The 14,578-nt window shown below is 63.1% G+C and carries 10 protein-coding genes and 2 rRNA genes; 3 read left to right on the plus strand and 9 right to left on the minus strand.

What is annotated here, in order from left to right:
* Window positions 1-4: 4 nt before the first annotated feature.
* Window positions 5-1,579: an alkaline phosphatase D family protein gene (locus GJ695_RS17145; RefSeq protein WP_154366782.1), complete on the plus strand. Its 1,575-nt coding sequence runs from the start codon at window positions 5-7 to the stop codon at window positions 1,577-1,579.
* 22 nt (window positions 1,580-1,601) lie between these two features.
* Here the strand turns inward: GJ695_RS17145 and GJ695_RS17150 are convergent, their stop codons facing one another.
* From GJ695_RS17150 to GJ695_RS17165, 4 genes are all read right to left on the minus strand, one after another.
* Window positions 1,602-3,281, minus strand: a complete 1,680-nt coding sequence (locus GJ695_RS17150; RefSeq protein ID WP_154366784.1) for a long-chain-fatty-acid--CoA ligase — start codon at window positions 3,279-3,281, stop codon at window positions 1,602-1,604.
* A 2-nt stretch (window positions 3,282-3,283) separates the two neighbouring features.
* A complete protein-coding gene (locus GJ695_RS17155) occupies window positions 3,284-4,975 on the minus strand; it encodes a long-chain-fatty-acid--CoA ligase (protein WP_154366786.1) in 1,692 nt (563 codons plus the stop codon).
* A gap of 195 nt (window positions 4,976-5,170) precedes the next feature.
* A complete protein-coding gene (locus tag GJ695_RS17160; RefSeq protein WP_229260575.1) occupies window positions 5,171-6,277 on the minus strand; it encodes an aminopeptidase in 1,107 nt (368 codons plus the stop codon).
* 30 nt (window positions 6,278-6,307) lie between these two features.
* The gene (locus tag GJ695_RS17165) at window positions 6,308-8,386 is read right to left on the minus strand and encodes a molybdopterin-containing oxidoreductase family protein (RefSeq protein WP_154366790.1); all 2,079 of its coding nucleotides are present in this window, start codon (window positions 8,384-8,386) and stop codon (window positions 6,308-6,310) included.
* 137 nt (window positions 8,387-8,523) lie between these two features.
* Between GJ695_RS17165 and GJ695_RS17170 the strand changes: the two genes are divergently transcribed.
* On the plus strand, window positions 8,524-9,717 hold the full coding sequence (locus tag GJ695_RS17170) for a M20 aminoacylase family protein (RefSeq protein ID WP_154366792.1): 1,194 nt from the start codon (window positions 8,524-8,526) through the stop codon (window positions 9,715-9,717).
* On the opposite strand, the gene GJ695_RS17175 is transcribed toward GJ695_RS17170, so the two are convergent.
* Window positions 9,709-10,605, minus strand: a complete 897-nt coding sequence (locus GJ695_RS17175; RefSeq protein ID WP_267874268.1) for an NAD(P)-dependent oxidoreductase — start codon at window positions 10,603-10,605, stop codon at window positions 9,709-9,711. The two genes, GJ695_RS17170 and GJ695_RS17175, sit on opposite strands and share 9 nt — an antisense overlap.
* A 115-nt stretch (window positions 10,606-10,720) precedes the next feature.
* On the opposite strand from GJ695_RS17175, the gene GJ695_RS17180 reads away from it, so the two are divergent.
* On the plus strand, window positions 10,721-11,266 hold the full coding sequence (locus tag GJ695_RS17180; RefSeq protein WP_154366796.1) for an acyloxyacyl hydrolase: 546 nt from the start codon (window positions 10,721-10,723) through the stop codon (window positions 11,264-11,266).
* Window positions 11,267-11,314: 48 nt separating this feature from the next.
* Here GJ695_RS17180 and GJ695_RS17185 read toward each other — a convergent pair whose 3' ends face one another.
* From GJ695_RS17185 to GJ695_RS17200, 4 genes are all read right to left on the minus strand, one after another.
* Window positions 11,315-12,538, minus strand: coding sequence for a L,D-transpeptidase family protein (locus tag GJ695_RS17185; protein ID WP_154366798.1), 1,224 nt, complete (start codon window positions 12,536-12,538; stop codon window positions 11,315-11,317).
* Window positions 12,538-13,854, minus strand: coding sequence for a nuclear transport factor 2 family protein (locus GJ695_RS17190; RefSeq protein ID WP_154366800.1), 1,317 nt, complete (start codon window positions 13,852-13,854; stop codon window positions 12,538-12,540). Before GJ695_RS17190 ends, GJ695_RS17185 begins: the two co-directional genes overlap by 1 nt.
* Window positions 13,855-14,002: 148 nt before the next feature.
* Window positions 14,003-14,115 (minus strand): 5S ribosomal RNA (gene rrf, locus GJ695_RS17195).
* Between the two features lie 109 nt (window positions 14,116-14,224).
* Window positions 14,225-14,578: ribosomal RNA gene (locus tag GJ695_RS17200) — 23S ribosomal RNA — on the minus strand; the annotation flags it as partial.

The following is a 14,578-nucleotide window of genomic DNA, read 5'->3' on the forward strand; positions in this document are numbered from 1 at the left end:
GCGCATGGACCAACACCGCCGCATCTTCCTCGCCACCGCCAGCCGCCTCGGCGCGCTGGCCGCGCTCTCCAGCGCCAGCTCGTCCACTATCGCGCAGAAAAGCGGCAGCGCCTACCCATTCAGCCTGGGCGTGGCATCCGGCTCGCCGCTGCCGGACGCCGTCGTCATCTGGACCCGCATCCTGCACGATCCGTTGAACGCCGCCGCCATGCCGGCCATCGCCTTCAGCGTGCGCTGGGAGATGGCGGAGGACGAGCAGTTCCGCCGCATCGTCGCCAAGGGCACGGCCAGCGCCACGCCGGCGCTGGCGCACAGCGTGCACGTCGACGTCACCGGCTTGCAGCCGGACCGCTGGTACTGGTATCGCTTCATGCTGGGCGACGCCGTCAGCCCCATCGGCCGCACGCGCACCGCGCCCGCCGCCGGCGACATGCCGGCCACCCTGAAGCTGGCCGTGGCCTCCTGCCAGCACTGGGAATTCGGCACCTATGCCGCCCACCGCCACATCACGGCCGCCGCGCCCGATCTGGTGGCCTTCCTGGGCGATTATATCTACGAGTGGGGGCCGTACCAGCTACAGCACCCGAAAGCCGCTGTACGGGTCTCCGAGAGCTTCACGCTGGCCGATTACCGCGCCCGCTACGCCCAGTACAAGACCGACCGCGATCTGCAAGCCGCGCACCAGGCCGCGCCGTGGATCGTCACCTGGGACGACCACGAAGTCGCCAACGATTACGGCAACGACCGCGACGAACACCTCAACCCGCGCTTCATCGACCGCCGCGCCGCCGCGTACCAGGCCTTCTACGAACACATGCCGCTGCGCGCCCCGCCGGCCGACTTCGCCCACATGCGCATCTACCAGCGCTACGACTGGGGCAGGCTGGCGCGCTTCCACGTGCTGGACGATCGCCAATACCGCGCCTATCACGCCTGCCCGCCGCCGGGACGCGGCGGTTCCAGCTCGGTGCTGCTGCGCGACTGCCCGGCGCTGCTGGACCGCAGCCGCAGCATGCTGGGCAAGGAACAGGAACATTGGCTGGCGCAGGGATTGTCGTCGTCGCAGGCGCGCTGGAACATCCTGGCGCAGCAGACGCTGATGGCGCAGAACAGCCAGCTGCCCATCATGAAGGAAGGCGACGGCCGCTTCTGGACCGATGGCTGGGACGGCTATCCGATGGCGCGCCGGCAGCTGATGGACACGCTGCACACCAGCCGCGCCAGCAATCCGCTGGTGCTGTCCGGCGACGTGCACAGCTTCTTCGCCAGCGAACTGGCGCGCAATCCGTCGCGTCCGCGCTCGGCGGCCAACCCGCTGGTGGCGACGGAGTTCTGCGGCACCTCGATCACCTCGCCCTCGCGTCCGCAAACGCGTACCGAGCAGTTCCTGCGCATGAATCCGGCCATCAAATATGGCCGCAGCGACAAGCGCGGCTACATGCTGCTGACCATCACGCCGGCCGACACCACGGCCCACTTCCTGGCATTGGACGATGTGCACGACAGCGCCAGCCCGATCGCCCGCGCCGCCGGCTTCGTGGTGCGCAACGGCACACCAGGCCTAAAAAAAATCGCCTGACTCGGCAGGCGATTTTTGTAGCTTAGGCAGCGGCTTTTTCGGTTTTTTCATCCCGCAGCTGACGGCGCAGGATCTTGCCGACGTTGGTCTTCGGCAGCTCGTCGCGGAACTCGATGTACTTCGGTTTCTTGTACGCGGTCAGCTCGTGCTTGCAGTAGTCGAGGATCTGCTCGGCGGTCAGGTTCGGATCCTTGCGCACCACGAACAGCTTCACCGCCTCGCCGGAATTCTTGTCCGGCACGCCGATGCACGCCACTTCCAGCACGCCCGGATGCGAGGCCACCACTTCTTCCACCTCGTTCGGATAGACGTTGAAGCCGGACACGATGATCATGTCCTTCTTGCGGTCGACGATCTTGGTATAGCCCTTGTCGTCCATGATGCCGACGTCGCCGGTCTTGAAGAAGCCGTCGGCCGTCATCGACTTGGCGGTTTCTTCCGGACGGTTCCAGTAGCCGGCCATCACCTGCGGGCCGCGAATCGCGATCTCGCCGGTCGAACCCAGCGGCAGCGGATTGCCGTCGTCGTCCAGGATCGCCACTTCGGTCGATGGAATCGGCAGGCCGATGGTGCCGGTGAATTCCTTGATGTCGACGCGGTTGGCGGTGGCCACCGGCGAGGTTTCGGACAAGCCATAGCCCTCGATGATCGGCGTGCCGGTCACCTTCAGCCAGCGCTCGGCCACGCCCTTCTGCACCGCCATGCCGCCGCCGTTGCACAGCTTGTAGGACGAGAAGTCCAGCTTGGCGAAGTCGGCGTTGTTCAGCAGCGCGTTGTACAGCGTGTTCACCGCCGGCAGCACCGTCACCTTGTACTTGGCCAGTTCCTTGACGAAGCCAGGGATGTCGCGCGGATTTGGAATCAGCAGGCTCAGGCCGCCGGTGCGGATGCTCATGAAGGCGCTGACCGTCAGCGAGTAGATGTGGTACAGCGGCAGCGCGGCCACAAACACCATCGGCTCGCCGCCGCTCTTCATTTGCAGCCAGGCTTCGTTTTGCAGCACGTTGGCGATGATGTTCCGGTGCAGCAGGATCGCGCCCTTGGACACGCCGGTGGTGCCGCCCGTGTATTGCAGGAAGGCGATGTCGTCGTGGCCCTGCTTGGCCGGTTGCAGCGTCAGGCCGTTACCTTCCGACAGCACCTGCTTGTACGACACCGAACCGGGCAGCGAAAACGCCGGCACCATTTTCTTCACATGGCGCACCACGAAGTTGACGATGGTGCCCTTCAGGCCGCCCAGCATGTCGCCCATGGTGGCCACCACCACGTGCTTGACGCTGGTCTGCGCCACCACCTGTTGCACCGTCGTCGCAAAGTTTTCCAGCACGAAGATGGCTTCGGCGCCCGCGTCGGTCAGCTGGTGTTGCAGCTCGCGCGGCGTGTACAGCGGATTGACGTTGACCACGGTGTAGCCGGCGCGCAGGATGCCGGCCATGATCACCGGATACTGCAGCACGTTCGGCAGCATGATGGCCACGCGCGCGCCCGGTTGCAGGCCCTTGGCTTGCAGCCAGGCGCCGACTTTCTGCGACAGTTGATCCAGCTCGCCGTAGGTCAGGAATTTATCCATGCACACGAACGCATTGCGGTCCGCGTACTTGCGGAAGGATTCCTCCATCAGGTGCGTCACCGAGCGGAACTGCGTGCTGTCGATCTCCGCCGGAACGCCTTCTGGGTACGACTTCAGCCAAATCTTATCCATCTTTATGCAGCCTTTTTCTTCTCGCCGGGTGGTTCGTCGCGCAACATGCGGCGCAGAATTTTCCCGACATTGGTTTTTGGTAGCTCCTCGCGGAACTCAATGTATTTCGGCTTTTTATAGCCGGTAAATTGTTCTTTGCAATAGGCCATCAGCGCGGCCTCGGTCAGGTTCGGGTCCTTGCGCACCACGAACACCTTGACCGCCTCGCCCGAATGCTCGTCCGGCACGCCGATGGCCGCGCATTCCAGCACGCCCGGATGCGCGGCGATCACGCCTTCCAGCTCGTTCGGATAGACGTTGAAGCCGGAGACCAGAATCATATCCTTCTTGCGGTCAACGATCTTCACAAAGCCGGTGGCGTCCATCACGCCGACGTCGCCGGATTTGAAATAGCCGTCGGCGGTCATCACCTTGGCCGTTTCGTCCGGACGGTTCCAGTAGCCGCTCATCACCTGCGGACCGCGGATCGCGATCTCGCCGGCGCTGCCCAGCGGCACTTCGTTGCCATCGTCATCCAGGATGGCGATGTCGGTCGACGGCACCGGCAGGCCGATGGTCGCCGTGAATTCCTTGCTGTCGGCGCGGTTGCAGGTGGCCACCGGCGAGGTTTCGGACAAGCCGTAGCCCTCGATGATGGACACGCCGGTCGCCTTCAGCCAGCGGTCGTTGACGGCCTGCTGCACCGCCATGCCGCCGCCGTTGCAGATCTTCAGCGCCGAGAAATCCAGATGGGCGAAATCCGGATGGTTCAGCAGCGCGTTGTACAGCGTGTTCACCGCCGGCAGCATGTTGAACTTGTACTTCGCCAGTTCCTTGATGAAGCCGCCGATGTCGCGCGGATTCGGAATCAGGATGTTCAGCGCGCCGACCCGCGTGCCCCACATCGCGCAGCAGGTCAGCGCGAAGATGTGGTACAGCGGCAGCGCGCAGACGATGGTCACCTGCTCGTCCGAACCGCCCAGCGCCGGCTGCGACCACGCCTCGCTTTGCAGCAGGTTGGCGACGATGTTCTGGTGCGTCAGCGTCGCGCCTTTCGACACGCCGGTGGTGCCGCCGGTGTACTGCAGGAACGCCGGATCGTTGTACTGCCGCTCCACCGGCGTCAGCTTCATGGCGCCGCCCTGCGACAGCGCGTCCTTGAAGCGCACCGCGTTGGGCAGCGAGAACGCCGGCACCAGTTTCTTCACGCTGCGCACCACGAAATTCACCAGCATGCCCTTCAGGCCGCCAAGCATCTCGCCCATGCTGCCGACCACGATATGCTTGATCTGGGTCTTGCCCAGCACCTGCTCCAGCGTGGTGGCGAAGTTCTCCAGGATGATGATCGCCTCGGCGCCCGAATCGTTGAGCTGGTGTTCCAGCTCGCGCGGCGTGTACAGCGGGTTGACGTTGACCACCGTGTAGCCCGCGCGCAGGATCGCGGCGATCGCGATCGGATACTGCAGCACGTTCGGCATCATGATGGCCACCCGCGCGCCCGGCTTCAGGCCACGGCTTTGCAGCCACGCGCCCAGGCGCTTCGAATAAGTGTCGACTTCGGCATAGGTAAGGTACTTGTCCATGCAGACATACGCGTTACGGGCAGCGTATTTGTGGAAGGATTCTTCCAGCAACTGCACCAGCGAACGGTACTGACTCGTATCGACTTCGGTCTGCATGCCCGGCGGATACGACTTCAACCAGATTTTCTCCATCCTGTGCCTCTTGTCTCGAATATTATCGTTGTACAGGCCGGCGCACAGTGCCGGGTCAGGGGCGAATGATTCGTCTGAGCGAATTTGTTGAGCCTGCTGATGATGCGATGCTATCGGGCAGCACGCTCCTACGCAAGCGCATTTAACCATAATTAGAACGGGTGTTCTAACGGCTTTTTATGATGCAATGCAGCATCAATGCATGCCTTCGGTGGCTGGCAGCGCTTCCTTGCCGCCCTCCGCGTTGAGCATTGCAGGCCGGCCCAAGAGATCCAACTGCTGTCGGCGTTGAGCTATATCAAGACTTGCTAATTTTTGCACCGCAGCATAAAAACGCACGAACGTTCGCTCTTGTTTCAGCAAGGCGCGGAAGGCCGGCAGATAATCGTGGTAAGTTCCCACCGCGCTGAGCTGGGCGTTGGTCAGCGGCTCGGCAAACCAGCGGTCGTAGCCGGCGTAGCCGCCCCAGGTTTCCTTCAGTTTCAGGTAGTCGGACTTGAGGTGAGCGAAGATGCGCGCCTTTTCGGCGCGCTTGTGGCGCGTGCTGGTTTTGCTGGCATAGGCGTCGGCCAGCATTTTGCGGTGCCGCACCAGCAGCGCCAGGAAGTCCTGGCGACGGGCGTTGTAGCGCGCATAGGCTTCGCGCATCGGATCGGTGCCGTACAGCTCCAGCCAGCGCTGCACGCCGGCTTCCTCCACCGCCGTGGCGAAGCTCTCGTTGAACTGCGAATCGCCCTGCACGTACACCACCTGGTGCGCCAGCTCGTGGAACACCATGCGCGCCAGTTCGGCATCGGAATAGTTGATGAAGGTCGACAGCAGCGGATCGCTGAACCAGCCCAGCGTCGAATACGCCGGCACGCCGCCCACCTGCACGTCGTTGCCTTCCTTGCGCAGTTCATCGGCGTAGGCGTTGGCGTCTTCCTTGCTGTAGTAGCCACGGTAACTGACGCAGCCGGCGATCGGGAAGCACCACTGGATCGGCCGCAGCGACAGCTCCGGCGTCGCCACCACGTTCCACAGCACGAAGGGCCGCGACAGGGCGGCGTAGTTCTTGTAGCTGGCGTTGTCGGGCAGGCCCAGTTCCTTGACCGCGAATTTGCGGATCAACAGCGCCTTTTCCAGGCGGGCCTTAAGTTGCGGATCGGTGGCGGGGTCGCCCAGCCAGTCGTCAATCGGACGCGCGTCCGACCACAGCGCGTACTGGCCCTGGGCGGCCTGCATGTAGTACTTGAACTGCGCGCAGCCGGCCAGCATCGCCGCCGCGCACGCCGGCGCCAGCCAGTATCTGGCGCGGAGCATTCGGCGTGCAATATTGCGCATACATCACCTTCAAGCGGCAACTCTCTCGACCTGGACCAGTGTATCGTAAAAAGTCGGCGCACGGCCCATATCGGTTAACTGTTGGCTGGTGACCTCATTGGCGTTTTTGCCATCTTTCGCCAGCTTCTTCCACCACACGGACAAACCGACCACCAGGCCGGCGCGCGCCTTGTCGGTCACGCGCGCCTTGCAGACAAAGGAGCCGCGGTCATTGAAGATGCGCACCATGTCGCCGTGGGCGATGCCGCGCGCCGCGCTGTCGTCTGGATGGATGTCCAGGTGTGGCTCGCCCTCGGCCGAACGCAGGCTCTTGACGTTGACGAAGGTGGAATTGAGGAAGTTGCGCGCCGGCGGCGAAATCATCGCCAGCGGATAGCGCGCCGCCAGTTCCGGATTGCTGGCCACCGATTCATACGGCGGAATGTAGGCCGGCAGCGGATCGAGGCCGTCGGCCTGCATCTGCGCGGAATAGAACTCGCACTTGCCGGATGGCGTGGGGAAGCCGCCCTGCGCGAACGGCGCATCCGGCATGTTGAGCTTTTGCCAGCCCTTCTGCTTCAGCGCTTCCCAGTCGAAGCCGATGGCGCGCACGTCCTGCGCGTTGAAGGCCTGCGCCGCCAGCTGGTCGTCGCTGTCCTTGAAGCAGTCGTCGTCGAAGCCCATCTTCGCCGCCAGCAGGCGGAAGATTTCGGTGTTGGCCTTGGCCTCGCCCATCGGCGCGACGGCGGCGTTATTCGCCATCATGTACAGGTGGCCGTAGGAGGTGTGGGCGTCGATGTGCTCCAGCTGCGTGGTGGCCGGCAGCACGATGTCGGCATAGTCCACGGTGTCGGTCTGGAAGTGTTCCAGTACCACGGTGAACAGGTCTTCACGCATAAAGCCCTGCATTACCTTGTCCGAGTCCGGCGCGATCGCCAGCGGATTGGAGTTGTAGACGATGACCGCTTCCAGCGCCGGCCCGAAGGCCGCCGACGCCGGCCGCAACAGGTCGTCACCGATGGTGGTCATGTTGATGGTGCGCGGCTGCTTCTTCAGCAGGTCGGTGCGCTGCAGCCACGGCTTGTTGGTCGGGAAGGAGCCGCCGGAAGACAACTGGATGCCGCCGGCCGCATGGCGCCAGGCGCCGACCAGCGCCGGCAGGCAGGCCATGTTACGCACCGACATGCCGCCGCCGCGCACGCGCTGCACGCCGTAGTTGGTGCGGATCGCCACCGGCTCACCGGCTTTCGCCATGCCGCCGTACAGGCGCGCCAGGTCCACCACTTCGTCGACCGTGATGCCGCAGGTGGCGGCGACGCGCTCCGGCGTCCATTCCGCCGCGCGCTGCTTCAGCTCCTCGAAGCCCAGCGTGTACTGTGCGATGTAGTCGTGGTCGAGCAAATCTTCCTTGATCAGCACGTGCATCAGGCCCAGCGCCAGCGCGCCGTCGGTGCCAGGCAGCAGGGCGATGTGCTGATGGCACTTCTCGGCCGTCAGCGAGCGGTAGGGATCGATGGCGATCAGTTTGGCGCCGTTGCGCTTGGCTTCCTGCGCGCGGGTCCAGAAGTGCAGGTTGGAGGCGATCGGATTGCCGCCCCAGATGATCAGCAATTTGGCATTCTGGAACTGCTCCATGTCGGTGCCGATGGAGCCGCCGATGGTGTACTTGTAGCCGGTGAAGCCTGCCATTGCGCAGATGGTGCGGTCCAGCAGCGAAGCGCCGATCTTGTTGAAGAAGCGCGACGACATCGACTCGCCCTGGATCAGGCCCATGGTGCCGCAGTAGCTGTAGGGCAGGATGGCTTCCGGCGCGCGCTCGGCGATCGGCTTCAGGCGCGCGGCGATGGTCTCCAGCGCCTCCTCCCAGCTGATGCGCTCGAACTTGCCCTCGCCCTTCTTGCCGACGCGGCGCAGCGGATGCAGCAGGCGGTCCTCGTGATAGGTGCGCTCGGTGTAGCGCGACACCTTGGTGCACAGCACGCCGGCCGTGGTCGGATGGTCGGGATCGCCCTTGACCGCGGTGGCGACGCCGTCTTCCACCGTCACCAGCAGCGCGCAGGTGTCGGGGCAGTCGAGCGGGCAGGCTGCGCGGACTTGTGTGGTTGTCATGTCAGAAATCCAAAAGCAATTGCTCAAAGCAGTATCGTAAACCATTGCGTGCACTCTGGCTTAAGTCATCCGACAAGGGCTACAATGGCTGTTCTCGATGCTTAAAAAGCAAGCGAACCCAATACTGGAGAAGCAGCATGAAACTGGTAGATCCCATCATTGCATTTCAATCCGAAATTCAACAGATACGGCGCGACCTGCACGCCCATCCGGAGCTCTGCTACGAAGAACAGCGCACGTCCGACGTGGTGGCCGCCAAGCTGACCGAATGGGGTATCCCCGTCATTCGCGGCCTCGGCATCACCGGCGTGGTCGGCGTGATCAAGAACGGCACGTCGCGCCGCGCCATCGGCCTGCGCGCCGACATGGACGCCCTGCCGATGCAGGAAGTAAACACCTTCGCCCACGCCTCGCGCCATCCCGGCAAGATGCACGCCTGCGGCCACGACGGCCACACCGCCATGCTGCTGGGCGCCGCCAAACACCTGGCGGAGAACCGCAATTTCGACGGCACGGTGTACCTGGTGTTCCAGCCGGCCGAGGAAGGCGGCGCCGGCGCCAAGCGCATGATCGAGGACGGCCTGTTCGAGCAATGCCCGATGGATGCCATCTACGGCATGCACAACTGGCCCGGCATCCCGTCCGGCCACATGAGCGTGGCGCCCGGCCCGCTGATGGCCTCCAGTAACGAGTTCTACCTCACCGTCAAAGGCAAGGGCGGGCACGCGGCGCAACCGCACAAGTGCATCGACCCGGTGCTGATCGGCGTGCAGATCGCGCAGAGCTGGCAGACCATCGTCAGCCGCCGCACCAGCCCGCTGGACACGGCGGTGCTGTCGCTGACCCAGTTCCATGCCGGCACCGCCACCAACGTCATCCCCGACGAAGCCAAGCTGGCCGGCACGGTGCGCACGCTGTCCGGCACGGTGCTGGACATGATCGAAAAGCAGATGGAGCAGATCGCCGTCAACACGGCCGCCGCGTTCGGCGCGGAAGTGGAATTCAAATTCCGCCGCAACTACCCGCCGCTGATCAACCATCCGGAAGCGACCCGCTTCGCGGTCGAGGTCATGAAAACCGTGGTGGGCGCGGACAAGGTGGATGACCAGGTGGAACCGTCGATGGCGGCGGAGGATTTCGCCTACTTCCTGCAGGCCAAACCGGGCTGCTACATCTTCATCGGCAATGGCGAAGGCGACCACCGCGACGGCGGCCACGGCCTCGGCCCGTGCGTGCTGCACAATGGCAGCTACGACTTCAACGACAACCTGCTGCCGGTCGGCGCCAGCTTCTGGGTCAAGCTGGTGGAAGCCAGCCTGCCGTCAGTCTAATTGATCGGGAGCGGCGCCGACGCGCTGCCCCGGATTCATCTGCTCCAGCCCGATCAGCGCGGCCGAGTGGTCGGCTTGCGGAATCTGCCTGGACAACGTCATGTAGCGCGCCGTCACCAGCTCGGTCAGCGGCAGCACGATGCCCGCCGCTTCCGCCGCCGCCAGGATGTTGCGCTGGTCCTTCAGCTGCGTGGTGATCTTGCCGCCGGCGACAAAATTACGGTCCAGCATGCGCTGGCCGTGCACCTCCAGGATTTTCGATTCCGCAAAGCCGCCGCGGATGGCCGCGCGCATCGCCGCCGGATCGGCGCCGGCCGCCTGCGCCAGCAACATGGCTTCCGCGACAATATTGATGGTTGCGCCAACGATGAGCTGGTTGCACAGCTTGGCCACCTGCCCTGCGCCGGCCGGGCCGACCAGCGTGGCGCGGCCCATGGCGGCGAATACCGGTTCGGCCTCGGCAAAATCCTGCGCGCCGCCGCCGGCCATGATGGCCAGCGTGCCGGCCGCCGCACCGCCGACGCCGCCGGACACCGGCGCATCGATGAAGCGCCGGCCCTGCGCGGTCAGCAGGGCATGGAAGGCCTGCGCCTCCGCCTGCTGCGTCGAGCTCATGTCGATCCACAGCGCGTTCGGCGCCAGCGCCGGCAAGGCCGCCTGCAACACCAGGTTCACCGTCGGACCGGCCTCCAGCATGGAGATGACGATCTGCGCGTCGCGCACCGCCTCGCCCAAGTCCGCCACCGGACGGGCGCCGGCGGCGGCCAGCGCCTCGGCCTTGGCGTGGGTGCGGTTCCACGCGGTGACTGTATGGCCGGCCGCCAGCAGGCGCCGCACCATCGGGTCTCCCATCAAGCCTATGCCTAAGAAGGTAATTTGCGTGGACAATTCCGCTCCTTCACTAATCAAAATGACAGCCTCACCGGAATTATTTCCAGAACCCCGGTACAATCGCTGACTAGCCGTATAAATCGAAATACAGCCTCAATCTTGCAAGGATACTATGTTCGCTAAAAAAATGATCGTGGCAGCAGCCGCGCTGGCCGTGACGCAATTTGCGCTGGCCGATGACAAACTGATCGACTCCGTGGCAGTTGATTATGGCACCTCCGCCAAAGTGCGCATGGAGCGTCTGAGTGTGGCCAAGGATTGGAATGTGCAATGGTTCCAGTCGAACGGTACGCACCTGAGCGGCTACTGGGAAGCCAGCGTCGGCTTCTGGCAGCAGAAGCAGTACATGAATATTTCCGGTAACGACAAGAACCTGTGGGATATCGGCTTCACCCCAGTGTTCCGCTTCCAGAACGACAACAAGAAGGGCATGTACTACGAAGGCGGCATCGGCGTGCACCGCCTGTCCGACCTGTACAACAACGACACCTATCGTCTGTCGACCCTGTTCCAGTTCGGCGACCACATCGGCCTGGGCTATGTGTTCGACAACAACTGGGAAATCGGCGCCAAGGTGCAGCACTTCTCGAACGGTGGCTACAAAAAGCCTAACACCGGCATCAACTACTTCGAGCTGAAAGCCGCTTACCACTTCTGATGCAGTGTCGTCCCCGCGCAGGCGGGGACCCATGCCGGGCTAACGTTTCTACACGTTAGTCTCGGCAACAATCCTCCAGGCCGTGCCCTCCTTGGCCCAATACTGCTTCTTGCGCACCGCGTGACGGAACTTGCCGATCACAATCTGCTGCGTGAAGTTGGTGACAATCACCTCCTCCTGGCTCGGCTGACGGAAATAACTCGGATCGCTGACCGTCACACTGATCTTCTTCGCCCCCGGCAGATAGCGGTTCTTGTCCAGCCAGGCATCAATGGTCTCATCCGCTGCGGACTTGAACTTCGGCGAATATAGCGCTTTCAGGCTCGTATCATCGCGGTTCTCCACATCCCGGCGCCAGTTCTCGACCAGCCCGGCGGCCTGCCGCAAATCCTTGTCGATCTGCTCCTTGCTGACAAATTCCACCTGATCACCGATCAGGATCGGCGTCTTGCCGATCTCCACCGAGCGCGTCAGGAAATTCAGGTCGTCGTTGCTGACCACCACGCAGCCATCGGTCGACAGCGGCGGACGGCTGAAAGTCTCGGGCGGCGTGCCATGCAGCCAGATGCCGGAGCCGCTGCGGCCATTCACCTTGTCCCAGTCGTTGGGATAATCCAGCGGCAGCGCGCCCTTGCCGTACATATCCGGCAGCTTGACGCCAGGAAGACGGCCGATCAGGTAATACACGCCGACGGGCGTGCGCATATCGCCTTCCTTTAGCTTGTTGATGCCCAGCTTGCCCTGGCTGACGTAGAAATCCTGCACCAGGCGCAGGCCGTCGTTACGATTTTCGTACAGATAAAGACGGGAATGCCTGGCGTCCACAATCAAGGCGTGGCGCTGATCCTTGCGCATCTGCAGCAGCGCGCGCGGCAGCAGCGTCTCCGCTGGACGCCCGGCCTGCAGGCGCACCGCCGCCTCGCGCCGCAGATCCGCCAGCTTGGAGTCGGAGCCGGGCGGTACCGCCGCGCCGAGCATGGCCACCGGCCGCGTATGCATCAGCAGGATATCGCCGCGCACCAGGTGGCCGAGGCGGAAGCTGGGATAGGCCTCCACCAGCGCATCCGCCTTGCGCTGCGCCGCGTCGAGGTCGTTCCTTGACAGCTCTTTGTAGATATCGTTGAGCAGCTCTTCCGGGTTGGCTTTACGGGCGACTGGCGCCCGTTCCGGCTTTTTTGCGGCGTAGCTGAACTCCCCTCCAGTCAGGCTGAGAAGGGCGACGGCCAGGATGCTGCCCGCGCGCCAGCGGCGTGTGAATGCAAAATGTGACATCAGTTACCCGAAATTTCCTGCTTGATCTGCCATTTGCCGCCGTTCTTGACCAGCACCAGCGTTTTGCGGCTGCGCGCCGTCAGGCGATCCGATTCATACGTCTGGCGGAAGGTGACCCTGGCGGTGTTGCCGTTCACGACCACCTCCGGCCCCGCCACGTCCACATGGATGCGGCCCTTGCCTTCGATGCGGGCGCGACGCTCATCGGCCCAGGCCTTGCGCGTGAGGCCCTTCGGCGGCTCGAACTGCTGGCTATAGTAGCTCAAATAGGAATCGACGTTTTGCGCGGCCCACGCTTTGGCCCAGCCGCTCACCTGCGCCATCACGGCGTCACGCTCGGAGGTATCCGGCTTGGCCGGCTTGGGCGGTTCGACCTTGACCGGCGCCGGGACCGGTGCTGGCGCCGGTGCGGCGGCCAGCTTGACCGGTACAGGAGCTGGCGCTGGCGCAGGTGCGGCGGCAACCTTGACTGGGGCGGGAACCGGCGCCGGCGTCGGCGCAACAGCAACCTTGGCTGGGGCGGGAATTGGCGCCGGCGTCGGCGCAACGGCGACCTTGGCTGGCGCTGGGGCAGGCGCCGGTGCTGGAGCCAGCCCCGGCTTGAGCGGCGCAGGCGCCGGTGCTGGAACCGCTACCGCAGCAGCCGCCACTTTCGGCGCTGCCACCGGTGGCGGCGCCACCGACAAGGCCGGAATCCGCTGCGGCGCATTGGCCTTGGCCGCATCCTGCGGCGGCAACGCCGAAATCAACGGCGGCTGCGCGCTGGCGGCAGGCGCCGGCTCCACTGCGGCAGCCTTGCCGCCGGTGCTGGTCGAGAACGTGCGCAGCATGGTCAGCCTGGACTTGCCCGGCGGCGGCGCCGTCGAGCCGAGCGCCAACGCCTTGTCATACGCCTGGCTGGCCATCTTGCCGTAAATATCGCCAAGGTTTTCGTAAGCAGTCTGATAGCTCGGATTGGTGCGGATGGCTTTTTCCAGCGCGATACGCGCCTTGTCGTACTGACCGCTGGCGGCATACAGCACGGCCAGATTGTTGTACGGCTCCGGCAGATCCTTGTAGTCTTCAGTCAGCTTGGTGAAGACGGCGATCGCCTCTTCGGATTTGTTCTGTTCGGTCAGCAGCACGCCCTTCATGAAACGCATTTGCGCATCGGCAGGGTGCTTGCTCAGGTACTCATTGGTTTTATTGAGGGCTTCAACGATTTTGCCGGCTTTGGCCAGCTTACTGACATCGGCGAACTCATCGGCATGGGCAGGTGCCCAGGCCATCATTGCCAATGCGAAGTACAGCATTGCTTGGGCTGTCTTTGGTTTCATTGTGTGATGCTTAGGCTGCGAAAGTCGAAATAGTACACCTTTATTTCCACAGGTCAAAACTCACAAAAACTATCTGTTGCTACCAAGCGCCAAACGCAAAAAAGCCCCAACCAGATTTTCTCTGGAAGGGGCTTTTTCTAAATAACTAGCTTGACGATAACCTACTTTCACACTGGTTGCAGCACTATCATCGGCGTAGAGTCGTTTCACGGTCCTGTTCGGGATGGGAAGGGGTGGGACCGACTTACTATGGTCATCAAGCTTTGACTTGTATGCTCCGCAGCCTTAGGCTGCACAGCGAATCCGGGAGAAGTAAAGTTTTTGGGTAGCACTCACCATCATAGTAAATGCGCATAACCGTCAAGGTTATAGGGACAAGCCGTACGGGCAATTAGTATCAGTTAGCTTAATGCATTACTGCACTTCCACACCTGACCTATCAACGTCCTGGTCTCGAACGACCCTTCAAAGAGCTCAAGGCTCTGGGAAATCTCATCTTAAGGCAAGTTTCCCGCTTAGATGCTTTCAGCGGTTATCTCTTCCAGACTTAGCTACCCGGCAATGCCACTGGCGTGACAACCGGTACACCAGAGGTCTGTCCACTCCGGTCCTCTCGTACTAGGAGCAGCCCCCTTCAAATTTCCAACGCCCACGGCAGATAGGGACCAAACTGTCTCACGACGTTTTAAACCCAGCTCACGTACCACTTTAAATGGCGAACAGC

Origin of the sequence: Duganella alba, assembly GCF_009674495.1 — a bacterium.
Lineage (GTDB): Bacteria > Pseudomonadota > Gammaproteobacteria > Burkholderiales > Burkholderiaceae_D > Rugamonas > Rugamonas alba.